Here is a 17,309-nt window from a genome sequence, read left to right on the forward strand (position 1 = left end):
TGCGCCGCCTCGCTTCAATCCTCTTTCGTCTTTCTCGGATGACTGTCTCATGAACCTGATCACCTTCGATCCGTTACGGAGTCTGGGGGTCCCGGGGGCGCGATACATCAAGCCTGAGCACATGAATGACCATCGCCAGGCCCTGGCCGATGCCGACGCCCTGCTGTTCCCCGAATACTGGCAGATCAATGCCCTGGCCTACGGCCTCAATCCGCGCGTCTTTCCCAGTCTACCCAGCTATCACCTGGGTCACGACAAGATCGAACAGACCCGCGCCTTCCAGGCCTGCTGCCCCGAGGCAACGCCCGATACCGCCATCCTCGGGGTCAATTCAGACGCCATCCACCAGGTGGAGGCGCGCTTCGGCTACCCGTTCGTGGTCAAGCGGGTGCGCAGCTCCATGGGCGAGGGCGTGCGCCTGATTCGCTCCCGCGAGGCGCTGATCGATCACCTGTCCAGCGAGAATCTGCTCTACGCCCAGCGCTACCTGCCCATCGAACGCGACCTGCGCATCGTGGTGGTCGGGCGCAGGGTGCTGGCCGCCTACTGGCGCGAGAGCCCACTGGGCGACTTTCGCACCAATGTGGCACGCGGCGGCGAGATCCGCCACGACCCGGTGCCGGCCTCCGCCATCGAGCTTGCCAACACCCTGGCCCAGCGCCTGGGCATCGATCATGCCGGCTTCGACATCGCCATGGTCGACGACGCCCCGATGGTGCTGGAGTTCAACCGGCTGTTCGGCAACCAGGGCATCGACTCCCCCGAGACCAGCGTGGGAGAGGCGATCATCGAACACCTCGAGCAGGATAGCTGGCGCCAGGCGGCCTGATCCTTGAGCCTTGCTGGTCGCCGCTCTCGGAGCGATCCCCCTTCACAAGATCGACCACAAGAAAACGGGCCACCGTCGCAATGACGGTGGCCCGGGCAGTCGGCGCTGAGCGCTGATTACAGCCGTGAAGGATGGCTCGCCGGGTCGCCCTCCTGGTGGGGCTTGTCGTCATGATCGACACCGTGGTGCTCCCCTTCCGGCAACTCCCAGGTGCCATCCTCGGTCCAGGGGTCATCCTCGGGGAATTCCTCGATATAGATTTCCTTGTCGGTGTAGTCCGGCTGATAGCGCAGATCGTAGTGGGCCGCCCGGACGGTCGAGATGCACAACAACAGCGCCACCAGCAGCAAGGGCACACCCCCTACCACCGAGGCCGTCTGCAGGGTCTCGAGCCCACCGATGAACATCAGCACCGCCGGCATGAACGACAGCGCAAAGGCCCAGAACAGTCGATTCCAGCGCATCGGTTCCTCGTCGACCTCCTTCTGCACCACCGCCGCCAGGATGTAGGAGATGGAGTCGAAGGTGGTGGCGGTGAAGATCAGCGCCAGCAGGGTGAAGGCGAAGATCACCAGGTAGCTCAGCGGCAGGGTCGACAGGGTAGCGAAGATCGCCGCCGTGGGGCTCTGCTCGTTGAGGATGGTGACCAGATCCAGGGTGCCGGACAGCTGCAGGTAGAGACCGTAGTTGCCGAGGATGATGAAGAACAGGGCGCATCCCAGGGTGCCGAAGAAGATCGAGCCCGCGACCATGGAGCGGATAGTGCGGCCGCGGGAGATGCGCGCGATGAACAGGCCGACGCTGGGGGCGAACACCAGCCACCAGGCCCAGTAGAAGATGGTCCAGTCCTGAGGAAAGTGGGTGTCCTGGAAATTCTCGAAGCGGGCGAAGGGCTCGGTCCAGGTGCCCATGTGCACCAGATTGCTGAGCACCCTGCCAAGGGCATCCAGGCCGGTGCTGGCCATGAACTGGGTCGGCCCTACGATGAAGACGAAGGTCAGCAGCGACACCGCCAGCCAGAAGTTGATGTCCGACAGCACCTTGATGCCCTTCTTGAGGCCGACGAAGGCGCTGTAGCCGAAGACAACGGTACACAGCATCAGCACGAAGATGCGCGTCGCCAGGGTCTTCGGAAAACCGAACAGCTCATGCAGCCCCTCGTTGATCAAGGGCGCCGCCAGGCCCAGGGTGGTGGCACCGCCGCCCAGCATACCGAACACGAACAGCACGTCGATCAGCTTGCCCGGCCAGCGGTGGGCACGGCTCTCGCCCAGCACCGGCATCAGCGCCTCGCTGATCTTGAGCACGCTGTGATTGCGCACGTAGTAGAAGTAGGCAATGGGAATCGCCGGGATCAGATAGATCGACCAGGCCACCGGCCCCCAGTGGAAGATACCGTAGGCCGCCGCCCAGCGCGCCGCATCCGGCGACTGAGGTTCCACATGGAAGGGTGGCGCCTGGTAGTAGTAGATCCACTCGATCATCGACCAGTAGAGGATCGAGGCGCCGATACCGGCGCAGAACAGCATCGCCGCCCAGGACAGGGTCGAGAACTCCGGCTGCTCCTCGGGGTCACCCAGCTTGATCTGGCCGATATCGCTGAACACGATGAACAGCATGAAGCCGCTGGCCCCGAGCCCCAGGGCCAGATACAGCACACCGAGCTCATTGGTAATGAAGTTCTTGGCCGCGATGACCCAGGTTGCCCCCTGTTCGGGGAACACCACCAGAGGCAGAGTGACTGCAAGGAGGAGAAACAGCGAACCGAAGAAGGTGGGCTTGTCGATCGCATCAAAGCCTTGATCGGAAGAGGCGGGGGAGGATTTCCTTTTCACGGGCCATACCCTTGTTATCGTTTTCCCCAGTATAAGCAGTCTTGCTGCATCAAACGTCATCCATTGACTTAGGCCGCGCAGCGACAAACGCCCTATCGTCCGCCGCTGGGCTCCCTTGGCCGGAACGCCCTGGTTCAATCGCCCCGCAGCTTGCCGCCCATCTCCTGGGCCAGGTCGACGGCAAGAGAGTCGCGGTCCGTCATCCCGCCGTTACGCTCAAGCATGTACCGGTCGCGCTCGAGCGGCTCGCCTACAACCGTTCAATCACCGCGTAGCTTGCCGCCCATCTCCTGGGCCAGGTCGACCGCGTAGTGGTCCGTCATCCCACCGATAAAGTCGAGCATGCGTCGATAGCTGTCGTACAAAGACCAGGACGGCAGCGGGGTGTTCTCGCCGATCAGCGCCAGCACCCGTTGGTGCTTGAAGCTTGAATGGCCGGTGTGGTGCAGTTCGTGGGCCGCGCCGATAAAGGCCTCGAGCAGAATGCCGAGGGTGGTGTAGGCACCGATCTCCAGCTTGGCCTTGCGGGTATTGCGGAAGATGCGCTTGCGCGCCAGCTGCTTGGCCAGCTTGACCCCCCAGTCCAGATCCGGGTGGCACAGCTCCAGCAGGTCATCCTGAAGCGTCCCGGAAAGCAGCTCCTGCTCATGCTCGACGAACACCTGGCCCACGTCGGTGACCGCTCGCTCCATGGCCGCCCCTCGCAGCGCCGCGATACGCCGGCGTTGAGACACACCGGTACGGTTCATCTCGGCGTAGTCCGACGGCTCGCCACCGGCGATCTGGGTCAGGATCTCGGCCACCTCGTCGAAGGCCAGGATATCCATCTCCACCCCGTCCTCGAGGTCGAGCAGGGCGTAGCAGATGTCATCGGCGGCCTCCACCAGCCAGGCCAGCGGATGGCGACACCAGCGGTGCTCGCCCTGGGGAATCAGTCCCAGATGGTCGGCCACCTGTTCAAGTGCACCGAGTTCGCTCTGATAACAGCCGAACTTGCCGGCCTTGCCACCGTGGGTCACCGTCCATGGATACTTGAGCAGGGTACCCAGGGTCGCTGCGGTCAGGCGCATGCCGCCGCGAAACTGGTTGTACTCGATCTGGGTGACGATACGAAAGCCCTGGGCGTTGCCTTCGTAGGTCAGCAGGTCCTCGCGCTCCAGCGGCGACAGTCCCTCGAGCAGCCCGCTGCCGTTGACCTCGGCGCACTTGAACCAGTCGCGGATGGCGTATTCACCGGCATGGCCAAAAGGTGGGTTGCCGATGTCGTGCCCCAGACAGGCCGCCTGGATGATCACCCCCAGATCCGCCGGAGTGATCCAGTCGGGCAGGCGGTCACGCAGCAGCTCGCCCACGCTCATGCCCAGCGAACGGCCGACGCAGCCCACTTCAAGCGAGTGGGTCAGGCGGGTGTGGATATGGTCGTTGTCGGTGAGGGGATGCACCTGGGTCTTGCGTCCCAGGCGGCGAAAGGAGCCGGCGAAGACGATGCGATCGTGATCCTTGTGGAAGGGACTGCGTCCCACCTCGTCACGAGTCCCGCCGCGCGGATCGTGCAGTCGGCCCGGATCGAGCAGTCGTTCCCAGTTCATGGTCTTCATCGATGGCCCCTCCTTGTGGCCCTCCATTCTGACACCCGGGACGACACCTGCAAGGCCACGACCGCGAGGTCGCCAGGACCCTCATGACAGGCCCTAGGCGCATCGATGGAAAGTCGATGGAAAGGCCCGGTGGATACACCTCCACCGGGCCCTCTTTCTTTAGCGACGCTTCTCTACGCCAGCCGGCGCTTGAGCATCATGGCGTAGACCGCTCCGGCCACGATCAGGGTGGCGGCGAAGGCGTAGATCCCGATCGAGATACCGCTGTTGACCAGGATGTTCCAGTCACCACCGCTGATCGACATCGCCCGGCGCAGATTGAACTCCATCTGCCCGCCCAGCAGCAGGCCGAGCACCACCGGCACGGTGGGAATCTCGAGCTTTCTGAGCACATAGCCGAGCACCCCGAAGGCCAGCATCATGTACAGATCGAAGGGGCTGTTGTTGAGCGAATAGACCCCGACAAAGGCGATCAGAACCACCATCGGCATCAGCAGCCAGCTGGGGGCCTGCAGCACCCGGGCGAACAGTCCCACCAGCGGTACGTTGAGCACCAGCAGCATGATGTTGCCGATAAACAGCGCCGCCACCAGGCCCCACACCATCTCGGGCTGCTGGGCGAACAGCAGCGGCCCCGGGGTGATGTTCATCGACAGCAGCAGGGCCAGCAGAATCGCGGTGGTGCCGCTGCCGGGAATGCCCAGCGACAGCATCGGAATCAGCGCACCACCGGCGGCGGCGTTGTTGCCTGCCTCGGGCGCGGCCACGCCCCGCGGGTCGCCGTTGCCGAAGTCGCCCTTGGCTCCCAGCCAGCGCTTCTCGAGCATGTAGGACAGGAAGCTGCCGAGCGAGGCGCCGGCGCCGGGCAGCACCCCGGAGACGAAGCCGATCAGCGAGCCACGACCGATGGTGCCCTTGCACGACAGCGACGCCTTCATCCCCGGCCAGGCCGAGCCCAGCTTGATATGCGGCTTGTCGGCGTCATGGCGCTGTTCGAGAAACACCAGGCATTCGGAGATGGCGAACAGTCCCACCAGGGCCACGATAAAGTCGATGCCGTCATAGAGTTCGAAGGTACCGAAGGTGTAGCGCGCGACGCTGGACACCGGGTCGATGCCCACGGTCCCCAGCAGCAGGCCCAGACAGGCGGCGATGAAACTCTTGGTAAAGCTGCCGCTGGTCACCCCGCCGATGGTGGCAAAGGCCAGCAGGAACAGCGCGAAGTACTCGGCCGGACCGAACTTGATCGCCAGGTCCACCAACAGCGGTGCGAACAGCGTAAGCCCGATGGTGGCGATGGTGGCGCCGACGAAGGAAGCCACCGCCGACAGCCCCAGGGCCTCGCCACCGCGCCCCTTGAGGGCCATCGGATAGCCGTCCAGGGTGGTCATCATCGCCGGCTCGTCGCCGGGGATATTGAGCACGATGGAGCTGATCCGCCCACCGTACATGCAGCCATAGTAGACGCTGACCAGCAGGATCAGCGCGGCGGTGGGATCCAGGCCGAAGTTGAAGGCCAGCGGGATCATCAGCGCCACCCCGTTGACCGGGCCGAGCCCTGGCAGCGCCCCGATCAGGGTTCCCACGGCGCAGCCGATCAGCGCCAGCAGCAGAAATTCCGGCTGGGTCGCCACGGCGAAGCCCTGGGCAAGAAAGGCAAGCGTTTCCATGATCAGTGTCCCCCTCCCCACCAGGGCACGTCCGGCAAGGGCATGCCGAGGGCAAACTCGAACAGTGCGTACAGCCCCAGCGCCAGTCCTGTGCCGGCGATCAGCGCCTGGCCCCAGGCCGCGCCGAACAGCCGCGTCAGTACGATGGCGCAGGCCAGGGTGGCGGGAACAAACCCCAGCGGCTCGAGCAGGCCAGCGTAGGCCGCCAGCAGCAGCAGCACCGCCAGCTGTCGGGCCAGGCCGGCACGATCCGGCCAGCGCTCGTTGAAGCCCGGGCGCAGGATCAGGTAGGCCGACAGCGCCGCCAGCGGCAGGCTGACCAGCCGGGGGAAAGCCCCCGGCCCCACCGGCTGCATGAAGCCGGTGACGAAGCTATGAGAATGCCACCAGGCCCCCAGCGCCAGCACCAGCAGCACCGCGCCGGCCAGGCGATCGCCGACCTGGGCCGGCCGGCGATGCTGGTGAGCGTCGAGGTCGCTCATCTGACTCATTGAATAACCCCGATCTCGCGCGAGATGGCCTCGACGCGCTGGATGGATTCCTCGACGAAGCTCGAGAAGTCGTCACCGCCACGCCACAGCGGCACCAGGCCATTCTGGGCTGCCACGTCCTTCCACTCGTCGCTGGCGTAGAGGGTCTCGAGGTCTTCGACCATGCTGGCGTAGTCCTCGTCGGAGACCTCGCCGCCGGTGTAGAAGCCGCGCCAGTTGTAGCCGGTGACGTCATAGCCCTGGCTGACCGCGGTGGGCAGCTCGTCGAAGGGCTCGGGCAGCGGGTCATCCGACATCACCGCCAGCACCCGCACGTCACCGGACTCGATGAAGCCGGCGACCTCGCCCAGGTCGGTGGAAACCACGTCCACGTGGTTGCCCATCATCTGGGTTACCGCGGGGCCGCCGCCGTCGAACTGCACCCAGCGCAGGGCGCCGACCTGGTCGCCGGGCAGGCCGGCGGCCTTGGCCAGCATCAATGCCCGAATGTGATCCCAGCCACCGGCACCGCTGGAGCCGGCCATGGCCACCGAGGTCGGATCGGCGACGATCGCCTCCAGCAGTTGCTCGAGGGACTCGTACTCGCTCTCGTCGTCGACCAGGATGACGCCGACGTCGGTACCGAGCATGCCCAGCCAGCGCATGGTCTCGGCACCCCCGGGATAGCGACCCTGGGCAATCTGGGTCATGCCCACGGTGCTGGTGGCGACGATCAGGTTGCTGTCATCGGCACGCTTGGAGGCCACGTTGGAGAAGGCCACCGCGCCGACACCGCCGGGCATGTTGGTGACCTGCACCGAGCCGTCGGTCAGTTCCAGGTCGGTGAGCAGCTTGCCGACGCTGCGGCAGGTGAAGTCCCAGCCGCCACCGGGGTCGGCCGGGGCGATGCACTCGTCGATGGGCAGGGCGCTGGCCGAGGTCGAGACACCGAGGCCGAGCGCGAGCAGCGGCAGGCCAAGGCGAGTGGTCAGAGTCGAGGGCATGGAAGGCTCCTTGTTTTTCGTTGTTGGCGTTTTCGTTGTGGGTGTTGCGGTCCTGCGGTCCTGCATCGTTGTCACCAGCCGGCACCGGCCATCCGGCGGATTGCCTGGCGGTTGTCGAGTCGCCATCTTGCGCGGCCACTCGCCTGGCGTTGTCCGGCGGGGACCGCCACCCAGCCTAGACGATCCCGCGCTGGCGCAGCGCCCGACACTCGTCGGCACCGAAGCCGAGTTCGGCCAGTACCTCGTCGGTATGCTCGCCAAGCTGTGGCGCCGGTCGCTGGATCATCGCCGGGGCCTCGCGCATCTTCACCGGAAAGCCGGTGGTGGCGATCTGTCCGGCCTCGCCCTGATCCAGGGTCAGGCGCATGCGCTGGTCGATGATCTGGGGGTCATCGAAGGTCTCGCGCAGATCCTGCACTCGGCCACAGGGCACGCCGGCGGTGTTCAGGTGTTCGATCCAGTCGTCCACACTGCGCCGGCGCGTCACCTCGTTGAGGATCTCGCGCAGCGCCTCGCGGTGCGCCATGCGCTGGGCGTTGTCGGCGAAGCGCGGCTGCTCGAGCAGATCGACACGACCCAGCGCCTCCAGCAGACGACGCACCATGGTCTCGCTGCTGGGGGCGATGGCGACCTCGCCATCGCTGGCCTCGAACAGGCCGTAGGGGTAGAGCATGGGATGGTCATTGCCGGTACGCCGGGGGACCTCGCCGGTGGCGAAGTACTCCGCCGCCAGATAGCCCAGCATCGCCACCAGACCGTTGGTCAGGGCGGTCTCGAGAATCTCGCCCTGGCCGGTACGCTCGCGGCGCACCAGTGCCGCGCTGACCCCGAAGGCCAGGTTGAGGCTCGCCACCATGTCGCTGATCGGTGGCGCGGCGCGCATCGGCTCGCCCCCCTCGGCCCCGTTGACGCCCATGAAGCCGCTCATGGCCTGGGCGACAAAATCGTAGGCGGGTCGGTCGCGGTAGGGCCCGGTGGAACCGAAGCCATTGATCCGCCCCACCACCAGGCGCGGGAAGCGCTGCCTCAGGGTGTCGTCGTCGAGTCCCATCTTGGCCAGCACCCCGGGGCGGAAGTTCTCCACCAGCACGTCGGCGTCCTCGAGCAGGCGGTTCAGGATCTGGCGTCCTTCGGGCTCGCGCAGATTGAGGGTGATCGAGCGCTTGTTGCGGTTGAACTGGGCAAAGTAGGCGCTGAAGCCGTTGACCATATTGCCCTGGCGGCGCACCACGTCGCCCTCCCCCGGGGTCTCGATCTTGATCACCTCGGCGCCGTGATCCCCCAGCATCTGGCTGGCGAAGGGGCCGGAGATCACCCGGGTCAGATCGATCACACGTATGCCGGCCAGGCTGCCCGGGGCAAGGCCGGTGGCGTCCTGGGTCGATGGCCGCGGGTCGTCGCTGTCATCCCTGCCGGGGCTAGCATCCATAGGTTTGCGTATCCGTCGGTATGTCTGTGGTGGTGTCGTCTGGTCTTGCCAGGTTCAGGGATCTGGCTCAGCCCTTTGCTGTGGGCACCGCATCGGGTCGATGCAGCCTGAGCCGAGTGCCGGCCCGGGCCAGCTGAGAGCCCGGCGCACGTTCCAGTCGCCGCGCGGCAAGCCCCGCCACCTCGATCAAGGACTCCAGCGAGACGCCGGTGTCATGCCCCAGCTCCTCGAGCAGGTAGATCAGCTCCTCGGTGGCCAAATTGCCGCTGGCGCCTGGGGCGAAGGGACAGCCGCCGAGACCACCGACCGCACTTTCGTAACGCGTGACGCCAAGCGACAGCCCCTGCATGACGTTGGCCAACGCCAGACCCCGGGTATTATGAAAGTGAAGGATCGGCCGCGCCGCGGGAGCCTGTTCGGCGATCTCGCCCACCACCCGCGAGACCACGGCGGGCGTGGCCATGCCGGTGGTATCGCCAAGGGTGAGGTCATCGATACCCAGCTCGCCAAGGCGACGCGCCAGCTCACCGATGCGCCCGGCCGGCAGGTCACCCTCGAAGGGACAGCCGAAGGCCGTGGCGATGGCGCCCTGTACCTCGATACCGCTGCCGGACAGGCGCTCGACGATATCGGCGAAACCGGCCAGGGAGGCGTCGATCGAGCGATTGACGTTACGCGCGTTGTGGGTCTCGGAAGCGGACACGAACAGCACCACACGATCGATGCCCACCTCCAGTGCGCGCTCGGCACCGCGCAGGTTGGGCACCAGGGCGCTGAAGCGGGCATCCGCCAACCCCTTGGCGGCGGCCACCAGTTCCGCGGCGTCGGCCAGCGCCGGTACCGCCCGGGGACTGACGAAAGACGTCAGCTCGAAGCGCCTGAGTCCGGCCCGGTGAAGCCCGTGCAGCAATTCGAGCTTGTGCTCGGTGGACAGCACCCGCGCCTCGTTCTGCAGGCCATCACGAAGCCCCACTTCGGTCAGTTCGATTCTGGCAGGTGCTCGCTGGGGCGGCGATGACGTCATGGCGAAGAAGTCCCTAAAAGTCGATATTTCACCAATATAGAGGCTATTGGCTCATGTTGGACATACGCCTTTTCGCTGAGACGTCCGTACGCTGACGGTGCCAGACCGCAGAGGTATTCCCCTTGACCGGTGATTTCCATAGAATTCACCGCCCAAATCGTGATCCACAGCAATTTTTGTTGCGGACTCGCACATTATCGTGTTCTTCACACGTTTTTCTGTTCGCATGCCGCCTCCGTCCCGGGGCGCTTGATGTAGAGGCGTCGACGTTCGCCTTCCCACCCTGAAAAGGCCTGGTTTCATGCAATCCACTTCCTCCGACGGCTCGGCCGCCGACAAGGGCTTCTTTGGTCACCCCCGCGCCCTGGGGCCACTGTTCTTCACCGAGATGTGGGAGCGCTTTTCGTTCTACGGCATTCGCCCCATGCTGGTGCTGTTCATCGCCGCCTCACTGTTCGACGGCGGGCTCGGCTTCGACCCCAAGACCGCCGCCGCCATCGTCGGCATCTACGGTGGCGCCATCTATCTGGCCGCGCTGCCCGGCGGCTGGCTTGCCGACAACTGGCTCGGCCAGCGCCGGGCGGTGTGGTACGGCTCCATCCTGATCGCCTTCGGTCATCTGTCCATCGCGCTGTCGGCCCTGCTCGGTGCCGTCGCCTTCTTCGTCGGGCTGATCTTCATCGTGCTCGGCACCGGGCTATTCAAGACCTGCATCTCGGTGATGGTCGGCAGCCTGTATGACGAAAGCGATGTGCGCCGCGACGGCGGCTTCGCCATCTTCTACATGGGCATCAACATCGGCAGCCTGTTCGCGCCGCTGTTCACCGGGCTGCTGATGGACTCGCTGGGCTGGCACTGGGGCTTCGCCATGGGCGGCCTTGGCATGCTGATCGCACTGCTGCTGTTTCGCCTGTGGGCGGTGCCCGCCATGCAGCGCGCCGACGCCGAGCGCGGCCGCGCCTCCACCTGGGACGCCCCGGCCCAGCGCCGTCGTCACGTCGGCCCCGTCGTGTCGCTGTGCCTGGCGCTGATCGCCGCCCTGGTGGCGCTGGTCGCTACCGGCGTGGTGACCATCCACGCCCGCGCGGTGGCCGAGGCCATGACCAGCGTGCTGATCGTCGCCTCGCTGGGCTTCTTTGCCTACCTGATGCTGTTCTCCGGACTCAGCGGTGACGAGCGTATTCGCGTCACCATCTGCTTTGTGCTGATCGTCGCCGCCGCCTTCTTCTGGGCCGCCTTCGAGCAGCAGCCCACCTCCTATAACCTGTTCGCGGCCAACTACACCGACCGCAACGTGATGGGCTGGGAGGTCCCCACCCTGTGGTTCCAGTCATTGAACCCGGTGTTCATCGTGCTGCTGGGTCCGCTGTTCGGCTGGCTGTGGCCGGCGCTCGGTCGGCGCCGACTGGAACCGGGTAGCCCGATGAAGTTCGTCCTCGGCCTGTTGCTGGCGGCCTGCGGCTTCGGCCTGATGGTGCTGGCGGCGCAACAGGTACTGACAGGCACAGGGCTGGTGTCACCCTGGTGGATCGTCGGCAGCATGCTGCTGTTGACCCTGGGCGAGCTGTGCCTGTCGCCGGTGGGGCTGTCCACCATGTCGGGGCTGTCGCCGCGCCGCACTCAGGGCCAGTTGATGGGCCTGTGGTTCACCGGCGCCGCCCTCGGCAACCTGGTGGCTGGCCTGATCGGCGGTCACGTCAACGCCGAGGAGCTTCAGCAGTTGCCGGAACTGTTCGGGCGGTCGGCCATCGCCCTGGTGATCTTCGCCGGGGTGCTGCTGTTGCTCGTGCCGGTGTTCAAGCGCATGCTGAAGCATCACCGTCTTATCGATCCGGCGGCCGCCCACCGCGCGGACGCCGAAGCCATTGTCAGAACAGGAGTCTGAGCATGACCTCAGCCAGTGCCGATACCGCTCGCCAACGCTTGAGCGATCTGCGCGAGGCGATGCGCCGCCACGCCATCGATGCCTGGTGGCTACCGTCCAGCGATCCGCACAACAGCGAATACCTGCCCGAGCACTGGGCCGGTCGCGAGTGGCTGTCCGGCTTCGACGGCTCGGTGGGTACCCTGGTGGTGACCCAGGACGAGGCCGGCCTGTGGGTCGACAGCCGCTACTTCGTGCAGGCCGAGGCTCAACTCGCCGGCACCGGCATCAGCATGATGAAGCTGACCCAGGGCCAGGCCAGCGCACCGATGCAGTGGCTGGCCGAGCGTCTCGAGGCCGGCGACACCCTGGGCTACGACGCCCAGGTGGTGTCCCTGGCCCACGGCCGCCAGTTCGAGGACATCCTTGGTGAACGGGGCGTCGTCCTGCGCGGCGACAGCGACCTGCTCGACGAGATCTGGCGCGATCGCCCGAGCCTGCCGAGCGGGGCCATCGAACCCCACGCCGGCCGCTATCTGGACGAGACCCGGCGCCAGCGTCTGGACCGGGTACGCACGGCCATGGCCGAGCACCACGCCGACTGGCATCTGGTGTCGACGCTGGACGACATCGCCTGGCTGACCACCCTGCGCGGTGCCGACGTGGGCTTCAATCCGGTGTTCCTGTCCCACCTGCTGATCGGTCGCGCCACCGCCACCCTGTTCGTGGCACCCGGCAAGCTCGCTCCCGAACTGGTCGACGCGCTCAAGGCCGATGGCGTCGAGGTGGCCGACTATGCCGACTGGGCGGCGCGGCTGTCCGCCCTGCCGCGGGACGAACGGGTGCTGATCGATCCGGCCCGGCTGACGCTGGGGACCCGCCAGGCCCTGCCGGACGAGATGACCGTGGTCGAAGCCTTCCAGCCCAGCACCCTGGCCAAGGGCATCAAGACAGCCCACGAGCTCGGCTTCGTGCGTCAGGCCATGGAAGCCGACGGCGCGGCCCTGTGTCGCTTCTTCGCCTGGCTGGAGGCCGCCTTCGCCGCCGGCGAACGGGTCACCGAGCTGGACGTCGAGGCCCGCCTGTACGAGGAACGCGCCAAGGACGAGGACTTCGTCTGCGAGAGCTTCAATACCATCGCCGCCTTCAACGCCAACGGTGCCCTGCCCCACTACCGCGCGACCCAGGAGGCCCATTCGGTGATCGAGGGCGACGGCCTGTTGCTGATCGACTCCGGCGGCCAGTACCGCGGTGGCACCACCGATATCACCCGCATGGTCCCGGTCGGCACCGTCAGTGAGGCTCAGCGCGAAGACTGCACCCTGGTGCTCAAGGGCATGATTGCACTGTCGCGGGCGCGCTTCCCCGAGGGCATCGCCGCCTCGCGGCTGGACGCTCTGGCGCGGGCGCCGCTGTGGGCCACCGGCCGCGACTACGGTCACGGTACCGGCCACGGCGTGGGCTACTTCCTCAACGTCCACGAAGGCCCTCAGGTGATCAGCTCGGGCGCTTCCGTCGCCGAACATACCGCCATGCGCGAAGGCATGATCACCTCCAACGAGCCTGGGGTGTACCGTCCCGGCCAGTGGGGGGTGCGCATCGAGAACCTGGTGGCCAACCGCGCCGCGGCCCCCAGCGACTTCGGCGACTTCCTCGAGTTCGAGACCCTGACCCTGTGTCCCATCGACACCCGCTGCCTGAACCTGTTCACCCTGGATCAGGCCGAGATCGACTGGCTCAACGCCTACCACGACGAGGTCCGCCGCCGGCTGGCGCCGAGGCTCGACGGCCAGGCGCTGGCCTGGCTCGAAGCCCGCACCGAGCCGCTGACGCTTGCCTGATAGCGGGCCTGCTGGTCGGCCGCAGATGCAAAGGGGCCCCGCCATGGCGGGGCCCCTTTGCGTAGGCTGCCAGCGCCGTTACATGAACGGGTTCTTGACCACCGGGATGAACATCAAGCGGAAGTTCCAGTCCGCATCCCACTCATCACCGCGGATCACGCTGTGCTGGATCTCGGCGGCCAGGCGCACCGGGGTGCTGCCCATGCGGACCACGTTGGAATAGCCCAGGCCGATCGGGAAGTTGACCTTCTCGCCGCTGTCGGCCTCCCAGTTGATGCGCACGTTGGGTGTCATGCCCACCAGTTCGGTGCCGCTGAGCCGGTAGTTGAGGAAGTACTGCAGATCGGTCTGGCTGGTGTGCTCGCGGTCATCTTCTCCGGCGTAGGACCACCAGTGCTGAGCCAGCAGGCCCATGTTCCAGCCACCGGGATTGGGCGCCAGGCGCGCGATCAGGGCCGCCGGCCCCGCCTGGAACTTGCCCTGGCCCAGCACATCATGCTCGGCGGTGGGGAAGATCTGGGTCAGACCCAGCCCCCAGATAACGCCATCCTTGCGCGCAGGCCCCATCAAGGTCACCAGGGCGGTGTCGCCCAGACCCTCGGTACGCCCGCGATGGGGAGCATTGCGGCTCCACTCGTCGGGATCGATCTCCAGCGGGCTGCCGCCCCGGGCCAGGGTACCGAAGCTCTCGTCCATCGGGCTCGAGTTGTACTGGAACACCGGGCGCACCACCAGGTTCCAGTTGTCGTCTGCCATCTCGAAGGGGAAGGACATGACCGGCTGGAACTTGAAGGAATTGGACCAGCGACCGTCGAAGTCGTCGCCGTCCAGGTGGGTATAGTCGTTCTGCATCCACAGCATCCAGGCCGAACCCACCGGATTGGTGGTTTCCTTGGCGATGGCAGCAAGATCCTCGCTGCTGGCAGCAGGCTCGCTGTTGGCCGGTACGGTGCGTGGCGAGGACCGCTCCTGGGCAAGCGAGAGGCTCGAGATGAAAACCAGCGACATGGCCACCAGGCCAAGCCGACGAGAGCGTGAAAGGTTCATGGGGGTAGGCCTCAGAATCGTGACGCTACCCCCGACGCCGAGAGTAGCGGTGCAACGTCGCCACCACTCTAGGCCACCGATAACAGGCTGATGATATGCCCCTTGGGGTAGGCCGGTCCGGGCAGGCTGGTTAAACCGGTGCCCCCCGGACTCGCCGCCCCGGCCCGCTCAGACCTCCTGGTCTTCCGCCAGCGACGGCAGCAGCACCTTCAGCTTGCGGGTCAAGGTATTGCGCCCCCAGCCCAGCAGCTCGGCAGCCTCACCCTTGCGCCCGGCGGTGTGCTTGAGCGCGGTCTCGATAAGGATGCGCTCGAAGTCCGGCACCGCCTCTTCGAGCAGGTGGGTGTGGCCCGAGGCCAGGGCGCTGTCGGCCCAGGCGCGGAAGGCTTCACGCCAGTCTCCGCCTGCGGCGCTGTCATCGCCGCCGCGCAGCTCCGGCGGCAGGTCCTCGACCAGGATCTCGCGCCCGGAGGCCATCACCGTCAGCCAGCGACAGGTGTTCTCGAGCTGACGCACGTTGCCGGGCCAGTCCACCCGGGTCAGGAACTCCTCGGCTTCGCGGGTCAGCACCTTGACGTCGGTGGACAGCTCCTTGGCCGCCTCGACCAGGAAGTGCCGCGCCAGCCGGGGAATATCCTCGCGCCGCTGGGACAGCCTTGGCAGGTGCACGCGGATGACGTTGAGGCGGTGGAACAGGTCCTCACGAAAGCGGCCATCGGCGACCAGCGTCTCGAGGTCCTGGTGGGTCGCGGCGATGATGCGCACGTCCACCTTGACCGGCGTATGACCACCGACCCGATAGAACTCGCCGTCGGCCAGCACCCGCAACAGCCGGGTCTGGGTCTCCGACGGCATGTCACCGATCTCGTCGAGGAACAGGGTGCCGCCGTTGGCCTGCTCGAAGCGCCCCTGACGACTGGCGCTGGCGCCGGTGAAGGCGCCCTTCTCGTGGCCGAACAGCTCCGACTCGATCAGATCCCGGGGGATCGCCGCCATGTTGAGGGCAATAAAGGGATTGGCGGCGCGGGGACTGTGCTGATGAAGCGCACGCGCCACGCGCTCCTTGCCGGTCCCGGACTCGCCGTTGATCAACACCGTGATATGCGAGTGCGCCAGGCGCCCGATGGCCCGGAACACCTCCTGCATCGCCGGCGCCTCACCGATGATCTCGGCGTCGAGTCCTTCAGGCACGCTGACCGGCCGCTGGCGCTCGCGCACGTGGGCCACCGCGCGTCGCACCAGGGCCAGCGCCTCGTCCACGTCGAACGGCTTGGGCAGGTACTCGAAGGCCCCGCCCTGATAGGAAGCCACCGCACTGTCCAGGTCGGAATGGGCGGTCATCACGATGACCGGCAGGTCCGGGTGCACCTGGCGCACCTTGGCCATCAGATCGAGCCCGTCGATACCTGGCATGCGGATATCGGTGACCAGTACGTCGGGCGGCTCGGCCAGCAGTCGATCGAGGATACCGTCGGCCCGCTCGACCGCCTCGACCTCAAGGTCCGGCTGCGCCAGGGCGCGCTCGAGCACCCAGCGTATGGCCCGGTCGTCGTCGACGATCATTACACGAGCGGTATCAGTCATGACTCATCTCCAGGGGAATCAACAGACGGAATTCGGTACGTCCAGGCTCGGACTCGCATTCGATCAGCCCTTCGTGCTGGTGCAGCACCGACTGGGCGATCGACAGCCCCAGGCCGCTGCCCTCGGCACGACCGGACACCATCGGATAGAACAGGGTCTCGCGCAGCGTCTCGGGGACGCCCGGGCCGTTGTCGATCACGCTGACGTCGCAGACCAGACGATGGCGCTGGGCGCCCAGGGTGAACTGGCGGCGCGCGCGGGTCCTCAGGGTCATCACCGGGTTCGGTGTCTCGGACTCGACCAGCGCCTGGACGGCGTTGCGGGCCACATTGAGCACCGCCTGGATCAACTGGGCTTCATCGCCGGTCAACTCCGGCAGGCTGGGATCATAGTCGCGCTCGATGCTCACCCGCGGCTGCTCGACCAATAGCAGCGCGCGTACCCGCTCCAGCACCCGGTGGATGTTCAGCGGCTCTCGCCGACTCACCCGGTTGGGCCCGAGCATGGAATCGACCAGATCGCGGAGCCGATCCACCTCTTCGATGATGATCCGGGTGTACTCCTTGAGCGCCGGCGTCTGCTCCAGGTCACGCTCGAGCAATTGCGCCGCGCCACGAATCCCCCCCAGGGGATTCTTGACCTCGTGGGCCAGCCCCCGCGCCAGCACCTTCATGGTTTCCTGGCGCGACTGCAGCGCTTCCTCGCGGGAAATTCGCAACAGCCGATCCCGTGGTTCCATCTCCAGCAGCAGCTCGTCAGGCGACAGCGGCGTCACGGTGTAGTCCACCGTCAAGGGGTCTCCACCGGCGAGGACCAGCCGCGCCTCCCGTTGGGTATAGGGATGCTGTCCATCCCGGGCCCGTATCAGCACCTCGGCGATATCATCCTCGCCGCTGAGCCAGTCGCTCAGCGCCACGCCGGCAACCCGACTGGCGCTGACCGCCAGCAAGGTCTCCGCCGCCGGGTTCATCCAGGTCGGTCGCAGCTCGCCGTCGAGCAGCATGACCGCAGTTGTGAGGTGTTCGATGATGCCAGGCGTCATGGGTCCATCCTGATGGGGCAAAGCGCCCACTCGATAGAGGCCGCCACGGCGCCAAGCCGGCATTCCATGGTG

General features: G+C 66.3%; 13 protein-coding genes. 3 read left to right on the plus strand and 10 right to left on the minus strand.

Translation table 11 applies throughout. The annotated features are described in order from the left end of the window. Nucleotides 1-49 precede the first annotated feature (49 nt). Complete coding sequence (locus tag NFI08_RS03590) at nucleotides 50-829, plus strand: ATP-grasp domain-containing protein (RefSeq protein WP_349587265.1); 780 nt, start codon at nucleotides 50-52, stop codon at nucleotides 827-829. Between the two features lie 116 nt (nucleotides 830-945). On the opposite strand, the gene NFI08_RS03595 is transcribed toward NFI08_RS03590, so the two are convergent. The 7 genes from NFI08_RS03595 to NFI08_RS03625 all read right to left on the minus strand — a co-directional run bounded on the left by NFI08_RS03595 (nucleotide 946) and on the right by NFI08_RS03625 (nucleotide 9,859). Continuing rightward, nucleotides 946-2,664 carry a BCCT family transporter gene (locus NFI08_RS03595; RefSeq protein WP_045992375.1) on the minus strand — a complete coding sequence of 573 codons (1,719 nt, stop codon included), beginning with the start codon at nucleotides 2,662-2,664 and terminating at the stop codon, nucleotides 946-948. Between the two features lie 260 nt (nucleotides 2,665-2,924). Then, on the minus strand, nucleotides 2,925-4,262 hold the full coding sequence (locus tag NFI08_RS03600; RefSeq protein ID WP_213229398.1) for a deoxyguanosinetriphosphate triphosphohydrolase: 1,338 nt from the start codon (nucleotides 4,260-4,262) through the stop codon (nucleotides 2,925-2,927). A 173-nt stretch (nucleotides 4,263-4,435) separates the two neighbouring features. Next, nucleotides 4,436-5,932 (minus strand): tripartite tricarboxylate transporter permease, encoded by a 1,497-nt coding sequence (locus NFI08_RS03605; protein ID WP_213229396.1) that lies wholly within the window; start codon nucleotides 5,930-5,932, stop codon nucleotides 4,436-4,438. A 2-nt stretch (nucleotides 5,933-5,934) separates the two neighbouring features. Beyond that, nucleotides 5,935-6,414 carry a tripartite tricarboxylate transporter TctB family protein gene (locus NFI08_RS03610; protein WP_045992378.1) on the minus strand — a complete coding sequence of 160 codons (480 nt, stop codon included), beginning with the start codon at nucleotides 6,412-6,414 and terminating at the stop codon, nucleotides 5,935-5,937. Nucleotides 6,415-6,419: 5 nt separating this feature from the next. After that, entirely contained in the window at nucleotides 6,420-7,406 is a 987-nt protein-coding gene (locus NFI08_RS03615; protein WP_222516398.1) for a Bug family tripartite tricarboxylate transporter substrate binding protein, read from the minus strand. A gap of 175 nt (nucleotides 7,407-7,581) precedes the next feature. After that, a complete protein-coding gene (locus tag NFI08_RS03620) occupies nucleotides 7,582-8,835 on the minus strand; it encodes a CaiB/BaiF CoA transferase family protein (RefSeq protein ID WP_306169170.1) in 1,254 nt (417 codons plus the stop codon). Nucleotides 8,836-8,902: 67 nt separating this feature from the next. Then, nucleotides 8,903-9,859, minus strand: a complete 957-nt coding sequence (locus NFI08_RS03625; RefSeq protein ID WP_253554310.1) for a hydroxymethylglutaryl-CoA lyase — start codon at nucleotides 9,857-9,859, stop codon at nucleotides 8,903-8,905. Nucleotides 9,860-10,160: 301 nt separating this feature from the next. Between NFI08_RS03625 and NFI08_RS03630 the strand changes: the two genes are divergently transcribed. Beyond that, a complete protein-coding gene (locus NFI08_RS03630; protein ID WP_348814967.1) occupies nucleotides 10,161-11,744 on the plus strand; it encodes a peptide MFS transporter in 1,584 nt (527 codons plus the stop codon). 2 nt (nucleotides 11,745-11,746) lie between these two features. Further along, nucleotides 11,747-13,564, plus strand: coding sequence for an aminopeptidase P family protein (locus tag NFI08_RS03635; protein WP_108132164.1), 1,818 nt, complete (start codon nucleotides 11,747-11,749; stop codon nucleotides 13,562-13,564). Nucleotides 13,565-13,642: 78 nt separating this feature from the next. On the opposite strand, the gene NFI08_RS03640 is transcribed toward NFI08_RS03635, so the two are convergent. The 3 genes from NFI08_RS03640 to glnL all read right to left on the minus strand — a co-directional run bounded on the left by NFI08_RS03640 (nucleotide 13,643) and on the right by glnL (nucleotide 17,237). After that, the gene (locus tag NFI08_RS03640) at nucleotides 13,643-14,611 is read right to left on the minus strand and encodes a hypothetical protein (RefSeq protein WP_222516396.1); all 969 of its coding nucleotides are present in this window, start codon (nucleotides 14,609-14,611) and stop codon (nucleotides 13,643-13,645) included. Nucleotides 14,612-14,779: 168 nt separating this feature from the next. Then, entirely contained in the window at nucleotides 14,780-16,195 is a 1,416-nt protein-coding gene (ntrC, locus tag NFI08_RS03645; protein ID WP_045992383.1) for a nitrogen regulation protein NR(I), read from the minus strand. Beyond that, nucleotides 16,188-17,237, minus strand: a complete 1,050-nt coding sequence (gene glnL / locus NFI08_RS03650) for a nitrogen regulation protein NR(II) (RefSeq protein WP_222516395.1) — start codon at nucleotides 17,235-17,237, stop codon at nucleotides 16,188-16,190. Before glnL ends, ntrC begins: the two co-directional genes overlap by 8 nt. Between the last annotated feature and the right edge of the window lie 72 nt (nucleotides 17,238-17,309).

The organism is Halomonas sp. EF61 (assembly GCF_040147045.1).
Taxonomy (GTDB): Bacteria; Pseudomonadota; Gammaproteobacteria; order Pseudomonadales; family Halomonadaceae; genus Halomonas; species Halomonas litopenaei.

Bases quoted from the DNA above. Each gene is read 5' to 3' on its own strand.
- NFI08_RS03590 (WP_349587265.1), top strand. From the start codon at position 50: ATGAACCTGATCACCTTCGATCCGTTACGGAGTCTGGGGGTCCCGGGG.
- NFI08_RS03600 (WP_213229398.1), bottom strand. From the start codon at position 4,262: ATGAAGACCATGAACTGGGAACGACTGCTCGATCCGGGCCGACTGCAC.
- NFI08_RS03605 (WP_213229396.1), bottom strand. From the start codon at position 5,932: ATGGAAACGCTTGCCTTTCTTGCCCAGGGCTTCGCCGTGGCGACCCAG.
- NFI08_RS03610 (WP_045992378.1), bottom strand. From the start codon at position 6,414: ATGAGCGACCTCGACGCTCACCAGCATCGCCGGCCGGCCCAGGTCGGC.
- NFI08_RS03615 (WP_222516398.1), bottom strand. From the start codon at position 7,406: ATGCCCTCGACTCTGACCACTCGCCTTGGCCTGCCGCTGCTCGCGCTC.
- NFI08_RS03620 (WP_306169170.1), bottom strand. From the start codon at position 8,835: ATGGATGCTAGCCCCGGCAGGGATGACAGCGACGACCCGCGGCCATCG.
- NFI08_RS03625 (WP_253554310.1), bottom strand. From the start codon at position 9,859: ATGACGTCATCGCCGCCCCAGCGAGCACCTGCCAGAATCGAACTGACC.
- NFI08_RS03630 (WP_348814967.1), top strand. From the start codon at position 10,161: ATGCAATCCACTTCCTCCGACGGCTCGGCCGCCGACAAGGGCTTCTTT.
- NFI08_RS03635 (WP_108132164.1), top strand. From the start codon at position 11,747: ATGACCTCAGCCAGTGCCGATACCGCTCGCCAACGCTTGAGCGATCTG.
- NFI08_RS03640 (WP_222516396.1), bottom strand. From the start codon at position 14,611: ATGAACCTTTCACGCTCTCGTCGGCTTGGCCTGGTGGCCATGTCGCTG.
- ntrC (WP_045992383.1), bottom strand. From the start codon at position 16,195: ATGACTGATACCGCTCGTGTAATGATCGTCGACGACGACCGGGCCATA.
- glnL (WP_222516395.1), bottom strand. From the start codon at position 17,237: ATGACGCCTGGCATCATCGAACACCTCACAACTGCGGTCATGCTGCTC.